Origin of the sequence: Pseudomonas wenzhouensis (assembly GCF_021029445.1) — a bacterium.
Taxonomy (GTDB): Bacteria; Pseudomonadota; Gammaproteobacteria; order Pseudomonadales; family Pseudomonadaceae; genus Aquipseudomonas; species Aquipseudomonas wenzhouensis.
On record NZ_CP072610.1, the window covers coordinates 4,084,299 to 4,101,111 of the forward strand.

General features: G+C 65.0%; 16 protein-coding genes. 8 read left to right on the forward strand and 8 right to left on the reverse strand.

Going from position 1 to position 16,813, the window contains the following annotated elements; all coding sequences use genetic code 11:
- Positions 1-7: 7 nt before the first annotated feature.
- The 4 genes from J7655_RS19070 to J7655_RS19085 all read right to left on the reverse strand — a co-directional run bounded on the left by J7655_RS19070 (position 8) and on the right by J7655_RS19085 (position 2,786).
- Positions 8-382 (reverse strand): DUF2946 domain-containing protein, encoded by a 375-nt coding sequence (locus J7655_RS19070; protein ID WP_230925749.1) that lies wholly within the window; start codon positions 380-382, stop codon positions 8-10.
- On the reverse strand, positions 382-876 hold the full coding sequence (locus J7655_RS19075) for a copper chaperone PCu(A)C (protein ID WP_230927757.1): 495 nt from the start codon (positions 874-876) through the stop codon (positions 382-384). Before J7655_RS19075 ends, J7655_RS19070 begins: the two co-directional genes overlap by 1 nt.
- Positions 877-921: 45 nt before the next feature.
- Positions 922-2,319, reverse strand: coding sequence for a PepSY-associated TM helix domain-containing protein (locus J7655_RS19080; protein ID WP_230925750.1), 1,398 nt, complete (start codon positions 2,317-2,319; stop codon positions 922-924).
- An 80-nt stretch (positions 2,320-2,399) separates the two neighbouring features.
- Positions 2,400-2,786, reverse strand: a complete 387-nt coding sequence (locus tag J7655_RS19085) for a DUF2946 domain-containing protein (RefSeq protein WP_230925751.1) — start codon at positions 2,784-2,786, stop codon at positions 2,400-2,402.
- Between the two features lie 296 nt (positions 2,787-3,082).
- On the opposite strand from J7655_RS19085, the gene J7655_RS19090 reads away from it, so the two are divergent.
- Complete coding sequence (locus J7655_RS19090) at positions 3,083-3,265, forward strand: hypothetical protein (protein WP_230925752.1); 183 nt, start codon at positions 3,083-3,085, stop codon at positions 3,263-3,265.
- 42 nt (positions 3,266-3,307) lie between these two features.
- On the opposite strand, the gene J7655_RS19095 is transcribed toward J7655_RS19090, so the two are convergent.
- A complete protein-coding gene (locus J7655_RS19095) occupies positions 3,308-3,943 on the reverse strand; it encodes a TetR family transcriptional regulator (RefSeq protein WP_230925753.1) in 636 nt (211 codons plus the stop codon).
- Positions 3,944-4,122: 179 nt separating this feature from the next.
- Here J7655_RS19095 and J7655_RS19100 point away from each other — a divergent pair, with 179 nt between their 5' ends.
- Genes J7655_RS19100 through adeC form a run of 3 tightly spaced genes read left to right on the forward strand, consistent with a single transcriptional unit; the run spans position 4,123 to position 9,859 of the window.
- Positions 4,123-5,271: an efflux RND transporter periplasmic adaptor subunit gene (locus tag J7655_RS19100; RefSeq protein ID WP_230925754.1), complete on the forward strand. Its 1,149-nt coding sequence runs from the start codon at positions 4,123-4,125 to the stop codon at positions 5,269-5,271.
- 14 nt (positions 5,272-5,285) lie between these two features.
- Entirely contained in the window at positions 5,286-8,429 is a 3,144-nt protein-coding gene (locus J7655_RS19105; protein ID WP_230925755.1) for an efflux RND transporter permease subunit, read from the forward strand.
- Complete coding sequence (gene adeC / locus J7655_RS19110) at positions 8,426-9,859, forward strand: AdeC/AdeK/OprM family multidrug efflux complex outer membrane factor (protein ID WP_230925756.1); 1,434 nt, start codon at positions 8,426-8,428, stop codon at positions 9,857-9,859. Before J7655_RS19105 ends, adeC begins: the two co-directional genes overlap by 4 nt.
- Positions 9,860-10,004: 145 nt before the next feature.
- On the opposite strand, the gene J7655_RS19115 is transcribed toward adeC, so the two are convergent.
- Both J7655_RS19115 and tesB read right to left on the reverse strand, forming a co-directional pair.
- Positions 10,005-10,598 (reverse strand): HAD family hydrolase, encoded by a 594-nt coding sequence (locus J7655_RS19115; RefSeq protein WP_147811151.1) that lies wholly within the window; start codon positions 10,596-10,598, stop codon positions 10,005-10,007.
- The gene (gene tesB, locus J7655_RS19120) at positions 10,595-11,464 is read right to left on the reverse strand and encodes an acyl-CoA thioesterase II (RefSeq protein WP_230925757.1); all 870 of its coding nucleotides are present in this window, start codon (positions 11,462-11,464) and stop codon (positions 10,595-10,597) included. Before tesB ends, J7655_RS19115 begins: the two co-directional genes overlap by 4 nt.
- Before the next feature lie 208 nt (positions 11,465-11,672).
- On the opposite strand from tesB, the gene J7655_RS19125 reads away from it, so the two are divergent.
- Complete coding sequence (locus J7655_RS19125; RefSeq protein WP_230927758.1) at positions 11,673-12,593, forward strand: histone deacetylase family protein; 921 nt, start codon at positions 11,673-11,675, stop codon at positions 12,591-12,593.
- A gap of 3 nt (positions 12,594-12,596) precedes the next feature.
- On the opposite strand, the gene J7655_RS19130 is transcribed toward J7655_RS19125, so the two are convergent.
- Positions 12,597-13,727, reverse strand: a complete 1,131-nt coding sequence (locus tag J7655_RS19130; protein WP_230925758.1) for an aminotransferase class V-fold PLP-dependent enzyme — start codon at positions 13,725-13,727, stop codon at positions 12,597-12,599.
- A gap of 113 nt (positions 13,728-13,840) precedes the next feature.
- Here J7655_RS19130 and J7655_RS19135 point away from each other — a divergent pair, with 113 nt between their 5' ends.
- The 3 genes from J7655_RS19135 to J7655_RS19145 all read left to right on the forward strand — a co-directional run bounded on the left by J7655_RS19135 (position 13,841) and on the right by J7655_RS19145 (position 16,757).
- The gene (locus J7655_RS19135; protein WP_230925759.1) at positions 13,841-15,079 is read left to right on the forward strand and encodes a TIGR03862 family flavoprotein; all 1,239 of its coding nucleotides are present in this window, start codon (positions 13,841-13,843) and stop codon (positions 15,077-15,079) included.
- A gap of 234 nt (positions 15,080-15,313) precedes the next feature.
- Positions 15,314-16,315 (forward strand): response regulator, encoded by a 1,002-nt coding sequence (locus J7655_RS19140; RefSeq protein ID WP_230925760.1) that lies wholly within the window; start codon positions 15,314-15,316, stop codon positions 16,313-16,315.
- Between the two features lie 4 nt (positions 16,316-16,319).
- Entirely contained in the window at positions 16,320-16,757 is a 438-nt protein-coding gene (locus J7655_RS19145; protein WP_230925761.1) for a PAS domain-containing protein, read from the forward strand.
- Positions 16,758-16,813 lie beyond the last annotated feature (56 nt).

Sequence of the window (16,813 nt, forward strand, 5' to 3'; positions counted from 1 at the left end):
TGAGTAATCAGGTCGGCATGGGTGGGGCACGTGACAGCGCACGGGGGAAGTGAGGCCTGGACGGTGATGCAAGCGGCAACACGGCGCCTGTGTCCCGAGCAGCGGGCAGGCGCCCGACCAGTGCCCCGCGGCTATCGGCCAGGGCCGGACAATGGGAAAACAACGAGCAGTAGCCGCAGGCATCCACCTGCAGCAGCGGCCTGCCGTCATCGCTGGCAAGTGGCGCCGGGTCACTGCCGTCGTGGCACGCCAGCTCGCTCAGCCAGCGCCAGTCAGGCGCTTCGGCACGCAATTGCGACGCCAGTGGCGCCAACACAATAAGGACGAACGCCAGCAGCCCGAGCCGGGCAGCAAAAGTGCGCCTGCGTGCCGTGAAGGTCATCAGTGCTGATGCTTGCCGTGATCGTGAACAGCGCCATGATCATGGCCTGCCGGTGCGTCCTTCTGCACCGCCACCTCGACGTCGACGCTGCCGGCCTTCTCGAAGGTCAGGGTCAGCGGGAAGCGTTCACCGTCCCTGGCCTGCTGCTTCAGCTCGAACAGCATGACGTGATAGCCCATGGGTTCGAACTTCACTTCACCACCGGCGGGGATGGCCACGTCCTGCACCTGCTGCATCTTCATCACGCCATCGGCGTGCACGTGCTCATGCAGCTCGGCCTTGCCGGCCACCGGCGTGCTGACGGCAACAAGGCGGTCGGCCGCGCTGCCCTTGTTGTGAATGACGAAGTAGGCGGCAGCGGTCGGCGCTACCGGCGGCATTTCGCGTGACCAGGGATGGTCGATATGCAGTTGGCCGACTTCGTATTCATGCGCCTGGGCCAGCAGTGCCGGCAGCAGCAGGGTCAGGCCAAGCAGCGTTTTCTTCAGGGTCATAGGGATGGTCTCCGGGTTGGTATTGTCAAAAAGCATGGCACGTCTTCAGTTGGCAAGCCGGGTTCCGGGCAGCCAATACAACGAACGATCCAGCGCCCAAACCAGCAGCAGCGAAGCGCCGACCAGCGGAAAAATGATGCCGAGCGCGATCATCACGGCGATGGCGCTCTTCCAGCGCGGCAGGTCGTGACGCAGCGGCGGCACGCCGAAGCGCCCGGCCGGGCGGCGTTTCCACCACAGCACTAGGCCGCTGACCGAGCTGAAGATGATCAGCAGGCACACCGCCACCATCAGCAGTTGGTTGGCCAGGCCGAACAGTTTGCCTTCGTGCAGCATCACCCCGGTTTCCACGGTTTTCGCCACCAGTCCGTAGTCCTGCCAGCGCACGTCGGCGAGTACCGCACCGCTGTATTGGTCGAAGTGCAGCATGGCGTCGTTGCGCGGGTCATCGGCGAAGAGCGCGACGGTGTACACGCCCTGCTCGCCCTTGGGCAGGCTGATGCTGTAGCCCGGCTGCACGCCACGCTCAGCCGCCGTGTCGACGACATGCTGCAGCAGGCTGGTGGAGCTTGCCGGGGCGCTGTGCCCGGCATGCCCCAGGTGCGCCGCATGCGGGTCGGACGCTGGCAGCGGCGTGACCTCCACCGCCCAGGCCACGGTCTGCTGGCTGCTGCTGTTGAGGCTGCCAGTCAGTTGCCCGGACGTGGGCACGTCATCCCACATGGCGGCGGGAAAGTGGTTCCAGGCGCCGGCGAACTGCGCACCCCAGTAGCCCGTCCAGGTCATGCCGGTAAGCAGCATGAACAACAGCAGCGCACTGCCCCAGAAGCCGGTCACCGCATGCAGGTCGCGCCACCACAGACGCCCGCGCGCGCTCAGGCGCGGCCACAGCACACCCGCCCCGCTGCTGCCGCGCGGCCACCACAGGTACAGGCCGGACACCACCAGCACGATGCCCCAGCCCGCGGCCAGCTCGATCAGGCGGTCACCGACGGTGCCGATCAGCAGATCGCCATGCAGCTTGCGCTCGGCCGCCTGCAGGTTCCACAGCGCATCCTGAGTGCCGAGAAGGCTGCCGCTGTAAGGATCGATGAACAGGTTCAGCTCGCGGCCGTCCTGACTGATCACGAACTGCGCGCTGCGATCCTGCGCGGCAGGCGGCAGGTATTTGCTGACAGCGGCCTGCGGGTAGGCCTCGCGAACGATGGCCAGTTGCTGATCGGCGCTCAGACGCTGCTCAGCGACCGGCACCTGCATCAGGTCGGCGTACATCCACGCATCGAGCTGCGGTTTGAACAGGTAGATCATCCCGGTGACCGACAGCAGGATCATGAACGGGATGACGAACAGCCCGGCATAGAAGTGCCAGCGCCAGGCCAGGTTGTAGAACGACGGTGCCGCACGCTCACGAGCCGGTGCGACGTTATTGGGGGAAGACGCCATGAAGCTTTCTCCAACCAGCCGCAGGCGTGAACGTGCGGCGAGGCATACGCATGATAGGGACGCCCAAACGGGCGGACGGATCAGGCGAAAAACGGAGAAGCGCGAGGGTTGGCGGGGGGCCAGCGATAGCGGGCAAGACGCGGGATATACAGGGCTGGCAGCGCACGCACGCGCTCGGCAGCGAGCAAACCCAGCAGGCCGAAGAACGCCGCGAGGATGATGGCGCTGAACAGGCTGGCCAGGGCGCAGTTGGAGCCGGTGGCCGGGTCAGGGGCGACGATACCGGAACCGTCGAGGTTGGCACCGGCACCGAAGTTGCCATCGAACGAGCAATACTGGCTGTCCAGGCCGCTGAGCTGCATGCCGGCCATCTGGCCGTGACTGATTGCGCAGGCGAACGCACCGAACAGGATGCTGAAATACAGCAACCAGGCGGTCAGCGAGCGTTCTTTGCGGGCCAGTTTCATGAGGCGCGACTCTAAACAGAGGATGAGGGCGCGACACTGCGGTGCATTGCCGCAGGCGTTGCCTGCGAGAGTCTAGCAGGGCTTTGCAGGCTTGAGGCGCGACAGAGGCAGCGACCCGCAAACCGATGTACCGAGCTGAAGTCCCAGGGTATCGCTCCTGGTGATACCGCCGGTCGCACCGCGCACGAGGTGCGGATGGGCGTTTGATCCAGGTCAGCAAAAGGTCATGCAGGCGGACTATTCTGACTGTCCCCAACAAGCCCCGCGACTCGTCGCAGCTTCAGGAGGTGGTTCACATGAAAGTTCTCATCCAGTCCCGTGATCGCGGCGGTGAGCGCGTGTGGCAGGTTCGCCTGGATCAGCATTGCATCAGCTTTCGCAGCGAAGCAGAGGCGCGCCAGTTCGTCGCCACGCTGCAAGCCCGTTTGCGCGCGCCGCACGTGCTGCCTGACTGGCCCACGCAGCGGCGGGCAAGCTGAGTTGCGGCAACGCCGCAGGCTGCACTGAAAACGCGAACCGGCCTAACTGCTCGTCAAACGCAGCGCCGGGCTGCGCAGCATGTCCAGCATGGTATCGACCAGCGCTGGGGCCTGCTGCTCCAGATCGAAGTTGGGCACCAGCAACCAGTTGGCTTCGATACCCTCCATATAGGCATGCAGGCAAACGGCAGCACGCTGGCAATCTAGATCACTCGGTAACTGGCCCTTGTTGACGGCGTTGCTCAGCGCCTTGGCGATGCGCTGGTCGCACTCCAGACTGAGCGCCTGCATGCGTTCGCGCAGCCCGACGAGCTCACCGGTGTATTCGCATTTGTAACGCAGGATGTCATGCAGACGGCATGTCTGCGGGTCACAGGCCAGGCGCGTCAGCGCCTTGATCAGCAGCTCACGCATGCAGCCCAGCGGGTCCGGCTCATCCTCGCTCTCGCTGGCGCGGGCCAACTCCTCGAGCGGTAAACGCAGACGCTCGAGCATGGCCTGGAACAGATCGATCTTGTTCTCGAAATGCCAGTAGATGGCGCCACGGCTGACGCCAGCGGCTTTCGCCACTTCGGCCAGAGACGCATGCGAGACCCCCTGAGCATGGAACACCTGCTCGGCGGCATCGAGTATCAGCGCCCGCGTTGCTTGCGCCTCTGCCTTGGTTCGTCTAGCCATTACCTAACCCACTGTCGCATTGCCTGAAACGCTTCTTCAGTAGAAGCGGTCAGAAGTATGCAGACAGTCCCAGGCATTTACAAACATTCACGCATGTAAGTATATTCTGCGTCATTGGTTCTCAATTCCCATCCCTTCGCCCGCCCGGGCCGCGTATCCGATAAACGAGGTTCTCTCAGATGCACAAGAAACCAGCCTTTGCCGCCTTGGTTTCCGCCATCGCCGTGGCAATGCTCACGCTCACCGGCTGCCAGGAAGACAGTACCCCGCAGGCCCAGCCAACCCCCGAGGTTGGTGTGGTCACGCTGCAGGCGCAACCCTATGCCCTGACCAGCGAAGTGCCAGGCCGTACCAGCGCCTATCGCATTGCCGAGGTGCGCCCACAGGTCAATGGCATCATCCAGAAGCGCCTGTTTACCGAGGGCAGCGAGGTCAAGGCGGGGCAGCAGCTGTATCAGATCGACCCGGCCACCTACGAGGCTGCCTACAAGAGCGCCCAGGCCACGCAGTTGTCCGCCAAGTCACTGGCTGATCGCTACAAGCTGCTGGTCAATGACAAGGCCGTCAGCCAGCAGGCCTACGACGAGGCCCGCGCGGCCAGCCTGCAGGCCGATGCCGCCCTGGAGCAGGCGCGTATCGATCTGCGCTACACCAGAGTGATGGCGCCGATCAGCGGCCGTATCGGCCGTTCCGCCGTGACCGAAGGTGCGCTGGTGAGCAACGGCCAGGCGAGCGCCATGGCCACCATTCAGCAGCTCGACCCGATCTACGTCGATGTCACCCAGTCGAGCAAGGAACTGCTGCGCCTGCGCCGCGACCTGGCCGAAGGACGTTTGCAGAAGGCCAGCGACAGCGCCGCCAAGGTCGCGCTGAAGCTGGAGGACGGCAGCCGCTACGCGCATGAAGGCACGCTGGAGTTCTCCGAGGTCGCGGTGGACGAAAGCACCGGTTCGGTGACCCTGCGCGCGGTATTCCCCAACCCTGATCACCTGCTGCTGCCGGGCATGTTCGTGCACGCCGAACTGCTGTCCGGGGTCAAGGAAAACGCCATCCTCGCCCCGCAGCAAGGTGTGACCCGCAACCAGCGTGGTGAGCCGACGGCGATGGTGGTCAATGCCGAAAACAAGGTGGAGCAGCGTGTACTCAAGGCCGACCGCACCGCCGGCAATGCCTGGCTGGTCGAGGATGGCCTGAAGGACGGCGACCGCCTGATCACCGAAGGCCTGCAGTTCGTCCAGCCGGGTGCCGAGGTCAAGGCCGTGCCGGCCAGCAACGTCAAGACCGAACAGCCTGCCCAAGACGCCGAACCAGCCAACGGCCAGGACTAACGGAGAAACACTGAATGTCCAGATTCTTTATCGACCGGCCGATCTTCGCCTGGGTGATCGCCCTGGTGATCATGCTGGCCGGCGGCCTGTCCATCCTCAAATTGCCGATCAACCAGTACCCGAGCATCGCGCCGCCCGCTGTGTCCATCCAGGTGTCGTATCCGGGCGCCTCGGCGCAGACGGTGCAGGACACCGTGGTGCAGGTGATCGAGCAGCAGCTCAACGGTATCGACGGCCTGCGCTATGTCAGCTCGTCGAGCAACTCCGACGGCAGCATGGAGATCATCGTTACCTTCGAGCAGGGGGTGAACCCGGATATCGCCCAGGTTCAGGTGCAGAACAAGCTGCAACTGGCGACCCCGCTGCTGCCGCAGGAAGTCCAGCAACAGGGCATCCGCGTAACCAAGTCGGTGCGTAACTTCCTCATGGTCATCGGCGTGGTGTCGAAAGACGGCAGCATGACCCGTGAGGACTTGTCCGACTACATCGTCTCCAACCTGCAAGACCCGATTTCACGGACCAAGGGCGTCGGCGACTTCCAGGTGTTCGGTGCGCAGTACGCCATGCGCATCTGGCTCGACCCGGCCAAGCTCAACAGCTTCCAGCTGACCCCGGTCGATGTGCGCAGCGCCATCCAGGCGCAGAACGTGCAGATTTCCTCCGGTCAGTTCGGCGGCCTGCCTGCGGCGCCGGGCAACCAGCTCAACGCCACCATCATCGGCAAGACCCGCCTGCAGAGCCCGGAAGAGTTCCGCAAGATCCTGCTCAAGGTGCAGGCCGACGGCTCGCAGGTACGCCTGGGGGATATCGCCAAGGTCGAACTGGGCGGCGAGAACTACGCCATCAACGCGCAGTTCAACGGCCTGCCGGCTTCCGGCCTGGCCATTCGTCTGGCCACGGGTGCCAACGCGCTGGACACCGCCAAGGCGGTGCGTGAAACCATTTCCAATCTCGAGCCGTTCTTCCCGCCGGGCATGGAAGTGGTCTTCCCCTACGACACCACGCCGGTGATCTCGGCCTCCATCGAAGGGGTGGTGCACACCCTGTTCGAGGCCATCGTGCTGGTGTTCCTGGTGATGTTCCTGTTCCTGCAGAACCTGCGCGCCACCATCATCCCGACCATGGCGGTGCCGGTGGTGCTGCTCGGCACATTCGGGGTGCTCGCCGCGTTCGGCTTCTCCATCAATACCCTGACCATGTTCGCCATGGTGTTGGCCATCGGCCTGCTGGTGGACGACGCCATCGTGGTGGTGGAGAACGTCGAGCGGGTGATGCGCGAGGAAGGCCTGTCACCCAAGGAAGCGACCAAGAAATCCATGGGGCAGATTCAGGGCGCGCTGGTGGGTATCGGCCTGGTGCTGTCGGCGGTGTTCCTGCCGATGGCCTTCTTCGGCGGCTCCACGGGGGTCATCTACCGGCAATTCTCCATCACCATCGTCTCGGCCATGGCCCTGTCGGTGCTGGTGGCACTGATCTTCACGCCGGCGCTGTGCGCCACCCTGCTCAAACCCATCGACAGCGACCACCACGAAGCCAAGCGCGGTTTCTTCGGCTGGTTCAACCGCACCTTCGACCGCGGCAGCAACGCCTACCAGCGCGGCGTGGCGGGCATGCTCAAGCGCAAGACGCCCTACCTGCTGCTGTACCTGGTGATTGTCATCATCATGGCCTGGATGTTCAGCCGCATCCCCACCGCCTTCCTCCCCGAGGAAGACCAGGGCGTGCTGTTCGCCCAGGTGCAGACGCCGGCCGGCTCCAGTGCCGAGCGCACCCAGGTGGTGGTCGACGAGATGCGCCAGTACCTACTGGAAGAGGAAGCCAGTACGGTTCAATCTGTGTTCACCGTCACCGGCTTCAACTTCGCCGGTCGTGGTCAAAGCTCCGGTATGGCCTTCATCATGCTCAAGCCCTGGGGCGAGCGCCCGGGTGAGGAAAATGGCGTCGCCGCACTGGCGCAACGGGCGCAGATGCACTTCTTCAGCTTCCGCGATGCCCTGGTATTCGCCTTTGCTCCGCCGGCGGTGATGGAGATGGGTAACGCCACCGGCTTCAACTTCTTCCTGCAGGATCAGGCAGGCGTTGGCCATGAGGTGATGAACGAGGCACGCGACAAGTTCCTGCAACTGGCCAACCAGCACCCGGTGCTCGACAGCGTGCGCGCCAACGGCCTGCGTGACGAAGCGCAGTACCAACTGCTGATCGATGACGAACGCGCCCGTGCCCTCGGCCTGTCGCTGGCGGACATCAACAGCACCCTGTCGATTGCCTGGGGCGCCAGCTACGTCAACGACTTCATCGACCGTGGCCGGGTGAAGAAGGTCTACCTGCAAGGTACGGCCGAATCGCGCATGAGCCCGGAAGACCTGAACAAGTGGTACGTGCGCAACGACCAGGGCCGCATGGTGCCGTTCAGCGCCTTCGCCAGTGGCGAGTGGACTTACGGCCCGCCGAAGCTGGCGCGCTATAACGGCGTCTCGGCGGTGGAAATCCTCGGTGCGCCGGCGCCCGGCTATAGCACCGGTGATGCCATGGCCGCCGTCGAGGAAATCGCCTCGCAACTGCCGCAGGGCGTCGGCTACTCCTGGACCGGTCTGTCCTACGAAGAGCGCCTGGCCGGCTCGCAGACCACGGCATTGTTCGTGATCTCGGCCATCGTCGTGTTCCTCTGCCTGGCAGCGCTGTACGAGAGCTGGTCGATCCCGTTCTCGGTGATGCTGGTGGTGCCGCTGGGGATCATCGGCGCGCTGGCCTTCACCGAGCTGCGCGGGCTGTCCAACGACGTGTTCTTCAAGGTCGGCCTGCTCACCACCATCGGGTTGTCGGCGCGTAACGCGATTCTGATCGTCGAGTTCGCCAAGGCGCAGTACGAACAGGGCATGAGCCTCGCCGAGGCTGCCATCGAAGCCTGTCGTATGCGCCTGCGGCCGATCATCATGACCTCGCTGGCCTTCATCCTCGGCTGCCTGCCGCTGGCCATCGCCACGGGTGCCGGCGCCGGCAGCAAGCACGCCATCGGCACCGGAGTGATCGGCGGCATGCTCAGCGCGATGATCCTGGCGATCTTCTGGATTCCGCTGTTCTACGTCGTGGTCTGCTCGCTGTTCGAGAAAAAGCGCCCCGAGCCGGCCCGTGAAAACGAGAAGGAGGCACTGCAATGAGGCAGTCCCTGTTGTCCCTGGCCGTGGCCGCCGCTCTGCTCAGCGGCTGCAGCCTGATCCCTGACTATCAGCGCCCGGATGCGCCCGTGGCGGCTGACTGGCCGCAGGGCGAGGCCTATGGCAGCGCCGCCACGGAAGGCAGCCGCGCTGCGGCTGACCTGCAATGGCGCGAGTTCTTCCGCGACCCGGCGCTGCAGCAACTGGTGCAGGTGGCGCTGGAAAACAACCGCGACCTGCGCGTCGCCGCGCTGAACGTCGAAGCCTACCGCGCGCTGTACCGCATCCAGCGCGCCGATCTGCTGCCCTCGGTGGCCGCCGACGGCAGCGGCAGCCGCCAGCGCATGCCCGGTGATCTGAGCCAGACCGGCGAAGCCCGTACCAGCGGCCAGTACAGCGCCACCCTGGGCGTCAACGCCTGGGAGCTGGACTTCTTCGGCCGCATTCGCAGCCTCAGCGAGCAGGCGTTGCAGGAGTACCTGGCTACCGAACAGGCCGCGCGCAGCACGCAGATCAGCCTGGTCGCCAGCGTGGCCAGCGCCTACCTGCAATGGCAGGCCGATCTGGCCCTGCTGCAGCTGACCCAGGACACCCTGAAAACCTTCGAGGAAAGCTATCAGCTGACCCAGCGCAGCTTCGACGTCGGCGTCGCCGATGCCCTGGCCCTGAGTCAGGCACGCAGCTCGGTGGACAGCGCGCGCGTCAGCCTGGCGCAGTACCAGCGCCTGGTCGCCCAGGATCGCAACGCCCTGATCCAACTGCTCGGCACCGGTCTGCCGGCCGACCTGCCGCAGGGGCTGAAGCTCAATGCCGATCTGCTGGAACAGGTTCCCGCCGGCCTGCCCGCCGACCTGTTGCAGCGCCGCCCCGACCTGCTGCATGCCGAGTACCGGCTCAAGGCCGCCAACGCCAACATCGGCGCGGCGCGTGCGGCGTTCTTCCCCAGCATCAGCCTGACGGCCAATGCCGGCACCGCCAGCAGCCAGTTGTCCGGCCTGTTCGACGGCGGCTCTGGTACCTGGCTGTTCCAGCCGCAGATCAGCCTGCCGATCTTCAATGCCGGCCGTCTGCGCGCCAACCTCGACTATGCCGAGCTGCAAAGCGATATCCGCGTCGCCGAGTACGAGAAGGCCATCCAGGTGGCCTTCCAGGAAGTTGCCGACCGCCTTGCCGCGCGCACCACCTATCGTCAGCAACTGGATGCCCAGCGCGCCCTGCTGGAAACCACCGAAACCTACTATGAACTGGCCGAGCGCCGTTACCGCACCGGTGTCGACAGCTACCTGACCCTGCTCGACGCCCAACGCCAGCTGTTCAGCGTGCGCCAGCAACTGATCATCGACCGCCTGGCCCAGCTCAGCAGCGAAGTGGAGCTGTACAAGGCGCTGGGGGGTGGCTGGAGCGCTACAGGGGGCAACGCCTCGCAGGATTAAGCGCACCCCGCGTCAAGGACGATTGCTCCAACACACCGCCCCCGCAGTTTTGCGGGGCCGTTTTTTTGTGCGGATAAAAAGGGGGGAAACCGTTCAGTAGCCCGGATGAAATCCGGGGCAGTGAGCGCAGCCAGGATATTCGTGCTCAGCCCAACCCCGCCAACAGTTGCGCACAATCGCGCGCATGCAACTCGGTCAGCTCCGGCCAGGGATTGTCCGGCAGATTGACCAGCACGCCGCGCGCCCCGGCAGCCTGGGCGCACTCCAGATCGAAGCGGTAATCGCCGACCATCACCAACGTCTGCGGTTTGACCGCCCAGCGCTCGGCCAAGTGCAGCAAACCACCCGGATGCGGTTTGGGCGGCGCCTCGTCACGGCCGAGGATGTCATCAATCGCGAAACAATCCTCCAGGCCGATGGCCTCCAGCGTCAGCAGGGCCAGCGGATGAGCATTGCGCGTCAGAATGCCGAGCTGACAGCCGCGCTCGCGCAGGGCGCGTACCAGGTCGATGGCACCCGGCGCCGGACGCGAGGCCAGGGCCAGTTCGCGCTCATGCTCCAGCAGCCAGGCATGCTTGGCGGCGGCCTCATCCGCCGGTAGCGCGGCCAGGTGATGGAGGATGTCGTCCTCTTCGGGGATGTCCAAGGCACGCTTGATCGCGACAAAATCATGCACGGCCAGGGTCAGGGTGCCGTCCATGTCGAACACCCAATGACGTGCTTCGCGCAGTGTATTCACTTCCAGTCCTCGCGCACGCGGGTCAGGCCTTCCTGCGCGGCCGAGGCCACCAGCTCGCCCTGGCGGTTGTAGATGCTGGCGCGGGAGAAACCACGGGCATTGCCGGCCCAGGGGCTGTCCATGGCGTAGAGCAGCCAGTCGTCCATGCGCAAGTTACGATGGAACCACAGCGAATGGTCGAGGCTGGCCACCTGCATGAATTTCTGGAACACCGACACACCATGCGGCTGCATCGAGGTGGTCAGCAGGTTGAAGTCACTGGCATAGGCCAGCAGGTACTTGTGCAGTTGCGGGTCATCCGGCAACTCGCCTGCCGCGCGGAACCACACGTACTTGACCGGCTCGCAGGGCTGCGGGGCGAAGGGGTTGATCAGCGTCACCGGACGAATCTCGATCGGCTTGTCGCTGATGGCGCGCTCGCGCAGGCGTTCGGGAATCATCGGCGCCACCATGCGCGCCAGTTCGGTTTCCGATTTCAGATCCTCGGGGCCGGGCACATCCGGCATCTGGTTCTGGTGATGAAAGCCTTCCTCGTCGTACTGGAAGGAGGCACTGCAGAAGAAGATGGGATGGCCCTTCTGCACCGCCACCACACGACGGGTGCTGAAACTGCCGCCATCGCGGGTGCGCTCGACCTGATAGACCACCGGCAAACTGGCATCACCGGGGCGCAGGAAATAACCGTGCATGGAGTGCACATGACGCGCCTCCTCGACCGTCTGGCTGGCCGCAGAGATGCATTGGCCAAGCACCTGGCCACCGAACAGTTGACGAAAACCGAGATCCTGGCTGCGGCCACGGAACAGGTTTTCCTCGATCTGCTCCAGGCTGAGCAGCGCGACCAGATCATCGAGCACCTGGGTCATGGAGTCTCTCCTCGTGCAGGGGTAGTGGGAATGCAGGGTGTGCGATGGTAAAGAATTTGGCGGCCACTGTCGGCATCTGGCGTGCCATTAACGTGCAATCAGTCGCGCAATGCCTACCCGTCACTAGGCGGGAAGCTTCGCGCCGGGGCATGGCGATTGTCTCGCCAGGCTGCGACCATAGAACGTCGCCTTGATGAGTATTGAGTGTATGCCGTTACCGCTGGTCTACCACGAGGATTACAGTCCGCCCTTCCCCAGCGGACATCGTTTCCCCATGGAGAAATTCCGCCTGCTGCGCGATCACCTGGTCGACAGCGGCCTGACCACGGATGCCGAGTTGCAACGCCCCGCACTGTGCCCGGCGGACATTCTCGCCCTGGTGCATTGCCCGGACTACATCGCCCGCTACATGGCCGGCGAGTTGTCTTATGAACACCAGCGCCGCCTAGGCCTGCCCTGGAGCGAAGCACTGGCCCAGCGCACCATACGCGCCGTGGGCGGCTCGCTGCTGACCGCCGAACTGGCACTGCGTCATGGCCTGGCCTGCCACCTGGCGGGCGGCACGCACCATGCGCACTACGATTTTCCTTCCGGCTTCTGCATCTTCAACGACCTGGCGGTGATCGCCCGCTACCTGCTCGAAGCCGGACGCGTGCAGCGCGTGTTGATCTTCGACTGCGACGTGCACCAGGGCGACGGCACCGCACGGCTACTGGAAAACGAACCCGATGCCGTCACCGTATCCCTGCACTGCGAGCAGAATTTCCCGGCACGCAAGGCGCAGAGCGACTGGGATATTCCCCTGCCACGCGGCATGGGCGATGCCGATTATCTCAAGGTGGTCAACGACAGCCTCGGCTACCTGCTGGCGCTCTACCAGCCGGACCTGGTGCTCTACGACGCCGGTGTCGATGTGCACAAGGACGATGCCCTGGGCTACCTGCAACTGACCGATGCAGGCCTGGCGGCACGTGACGAAGCCGTGCTGAACCACTGCCTGGGCCGTGACATTCCGGTGCTGGGGGTGATCGGCGGCGGCTACTCCAAGGACCACGCCGCCCTCGCCCGCCGCCACGGCATCCTCCATCACAGCGCCGCAAGGGTGTGGGCGGCGCGAGGGTTGCGTTGAGGATCAGCCCAGCACCTTGTCCAATGCCTGCTCCAGCGTCTTCACCGTGCGGTCGATGTTGCCCAGCTTGTCCAGCCCGAACAGACCCAGGCGGAAGGTCTGGAAGTCCGCCGGCTCGTCGCACTGCAGCGGCACACCGGCGGCAATCTGCAGGCCGATGGCGGCGAACTTGGCGCCGGTCTTGATCTGCGCATCGTCGGTGTAGCAGACCACCACACCCGGCGCCTCGAAGCCCTTGGCGGCGACGCTCTTGAAGCCGCGTGCGGCCAGCAGTGCGCGCACCCTATCACCGAGTTCCTGCTGTTGCTCGCGCACCTTGGCGAAGCCGATGGCCTTGGCCTCCAGCATGGCGTCGCGGAAACGCGCCAGGGCATCGCTGGGCATGGTGGCGTGGTAGGCATGGCCGCCCTGCTCGTAGGCCTGCATGATCTGCAGCCACTTTTTCAGGTCACAGGCGAAGCTGCTGCTCTGGGTGGCTTCGACGCGCGCCTGAGCCGCCTCACTGAGCATCACCAGGGCGCAACAGGGCGATGCGCTCCAGCCCTTCTGCGGGGCGCTGATCAGCACGTCGATGCCGCAGGCCTGCATGTCCACCCAGAGCGTGCCGGAGGCGATGCAGTCGAGCACGAACAGACCACCGACGGCATGCACCGCGTCGCTCACCGCGCGCAGGTAGTCGTCCGGCAGGATCATGCCCGAGGAGGTTTCCACGTGCGGGGCGAACACCACCTGCGGTTTCTCGGCGGCGATGGTCGCCAGCACCTCGTCCAGTGGCGCCGGGGCGAAGGCGGCCTGCGGGCCGTCGGCGACCGGGCGCGCCTTGAGCACATGGGCTTCAGCAGGAATCCGGCCCATGTCGAAGATCTGCGTCCAGCGGTAGCTGAACCAGCCGTTGCGCAGCACCAGGCACTTCTGCCCGGTGGCCAACTGGCGCGCCACCGCCTCCATGCCATAGGTGCCGCTGCCAGGCACTACTGCCACGGCATGGGCGTTATAGACTTGTTTCAGGGTGGCAGAGATATCGCGCATCACGCCCTGGAACGACTGCGACATATGGTTCAGCGAGCGGTCGGTGTAGACCACCGAATATTCGAGCAGGCCATCGGGATCGATATCGGGGCAGATCTGGGACATAACGGGCTCCAGCCAAAAAGGTTCGGACAGAACCTGCCGCAACCCCAGGCAAATGACAAGGCCGCAAGGCACTCGGGTAGAATGCGCAGCCTTTCTCGGATCGTTCCGCCACCATGACCACACGCACGTCACCCAACGCTTATCACGTCGCCATCATCGGCGGCGGCCCTGCTGGGCTGATGGCTGCCGAAGTGCTGGCGCAAGGCGGCGTGCGCGTGGAGCTGTTCGATGCCATGCCCTCGGTGGGGCGCAAGTTCCTGCTGGCCGGTGTCGGTGGCATGAACATCACCCACTCCGAGCCCAAGGACGCTTTCATCGGTCGTTACGGCGAGCGCCAGGCCGAGGTCGCGGCGCTGCTGCGCGAGTTCGACGCCGACGCCCTGCGCCAATGGATTCATGGCCTGGGCATCGACACCTTCGTCGGCACCTCCGGCCGTGTGTTCCCCACTGACATGAAAGCCGCGCCGCTGCTGCGCGCCTGGCTGCGCCGCCTGCGCGAGCTGGGCGTGATGATCCACACCCGCAGCCGCTGGCTGGGCTGGAACGCCGATGGCAGCCTGCGCATCGCCAGCGCGGACGGCGAGCGCGCCCTGGCCGCCGATGCCTGCCTGTTGGCGTTGGGCGGTGGCAGCTGGGCGCGACTGGGCTCGGATGGCGCCTGGGTGCCGCTGCTGCAGGCGCGTGGTATCGAGGTCGCGGCGCTGAAACCGAGCAACTGCGGCTTCGAAGTGGCCGGCTGGAGCGACTATCTCAGGGCAAAATTCGCCGGGGCGCCGCTGAAAAACGTCGCCCTCAGCCTACCCGGCCAGCCTGCACGCATCGGCGAGTTCGTGCTGACTGCTAGCGGTATCGAAGGCAGCCTGGTGTACGCCTTTTCCGCCGATATCCGCCGTGTCATCGAGGCCGACGGCCAGGCGCTGATCCACCTCGACCTGCTGCCGCAGATGCCGCTGGCCAGGCTGCAGCAGGCACTGGCCAAGCCGCGCGGCAAGCACTCGATGGCCAAGCACCTGCATCGCCAGGCGGGCCTCGATGGCGTCAAGGCCGCTCTGTTGCGCGAGCTGGCGCCGGCCGCAGCCTTTGCCGAACCAGCCGATCTGGCGCCTTGGATCAAGGCGCTGCCCATCACCCTGTTGCGCACCCGGCCGCTGGATGAAGCGATCAGCAGTGCCGGTGGCGTGCCCTTCGCCCCGCTGGATGACGGCCTGATGCTCAAGGCGTTGCCCGGCGTGTTCTGCGCCGGCGAAATGCTCGACTGGGAAGCACCCACCGGTGGCTACCTGCTCACCGCCTGTTTCGCCAGTGGCCGGGTCGCGGCGCAGGGCGTACTCGACTGGTTGCAAGCCTTGTAGTTTTAGGGTGGATCGGGCGGCGCCCCGCTTCAGCCCGCCCAGGCTGGCCGCTGTCGGTGGGCTAAAGCCCACCCTACGGACTGAAGCCCACCCTACGGATTGCCGTAGCCCGGATGCAATCCGGGGAACATCGCGCCATGCCCCCTACGCCTGAAAAATCTGAAACCGCTGTGACGTCGCTTTGCATGCAGCTATGCTCAGTCTCAGCGCTCCCCACACAGGTAATCTCCCGCCGTGATCCCGCTGCTGGTCTGCGACGACTCCAACATGGCGCGCAAGCAATTGATCCGCGCGCTGCCGGCTGAATGGCCGGTTACCCTCAGCCAGGCGAGCAATGGCGAGGAAGCGCTGGCCCTGATCCGTCAGGGGCAGGGCCAGGTCATGTTGCTCGACCTGACCATGCCGGTACTCGACGGCTACCAGACACTCGCCGCACTGAAGGCCGAAGGGCTGAACACCCAGGTCATCGTGGTTTCCGGTGATGTACAGGACGAAGCCGTGCGCCGCGTGCGCGAACTCGGCGCGCTGGCCTTTATCAAGAAACCGGCCGACCCCGAGCTCCTGCGCCAGACGCTGATCGAGCTGGGCCTGTTCAATCCCCAGTCCCGCCCTGCGGCCCCCCCTCCGGCCGTTGCATTGCCAGAGCTGAAGGTGAGCTTTCGCGATGCGCTGCGCGAGGTGACCAACGTCGCCATGGGCCGCGCTGCCGCGCTGCTGGCCAAGGTGCTCGGGGTGTTCGTGCAGCTCCCTGTACCACAGGTGAACATCTTCGAGGTTAGCGAGCTGCACATGACCCTGGTCGACGCCCAGCGCGGCGAGCGCTTCAGCGCCATCTGCCAGGGTTTTATCGGCGAGGCCATCGCCGGTGAGGCGCTGTTGCTGTTCCATGATTCGGAAGTGAACGACATGGCGCGCCTGCTCGGCTGGCAGCCGAAGAACGAGGCCGAAACCTCGGAGATGCTCCTGGATCTGGCCAGCATCCTCATCGGCGCCTGCCTGGCCGGTATCGCCGAACAGCTCGACCTGCGCTTCTCCCAGGGCCACCCGCAACTGCTCGGCCAGCACGCCAGCCTCGATCAGTTGGTGCAGGTCAACAGCAAACGCTGGCGCAAGACCCTGGCCGTGGAAATCAGCTACAGCCTGGAGGACCATGACATCCACTTCGACCTGTTGCTGCTGTTCACCGAAGACTCGATCAAACGCCTGACCGCCAAGATCGGCTACCTGATGGAGTAAGGCCATGCCCGCGCAGATCGATATCAAGGAAGTCCACTGGCTGCTGGACATCGTCCAGTGCATCGACGTCGGCGTGGTGGTGCTCGACCGCCAGTACCGCGTCGAGGTGTGGAACGCCTTCATGGAGAACCATTCCGGGCTGGGGCCGGACCAGGCGCAGGGGCGCTCGTTGTTCGAGCTGTTCCCCGAGATCGACCGGCCCTGGCTGGAGCGCAAGGTGGAAAGCGTGGTGCAACTGGGCACCCGCGCCTTCAGCCTGTGGCAACAGCGCCCGTACCTGATGCGCTTCAAGAGCTACCAGCCGATCACCGGCCAGGCCGACTTCATGTACCAGAACGTCACCCTGCTGCCGCTGGCCGGCCAGCCGGTGGAGCATGTGTGCCTGGTGATCTATGATATGACCGCTGCAGCCGTGGCGGCGCAGGCAAACTCCAGGACTTGAGGCTGTCGTAGCCCGGCTGCAATCCGCGACCGGGGCCAGATGCTCCCTGATTTCAT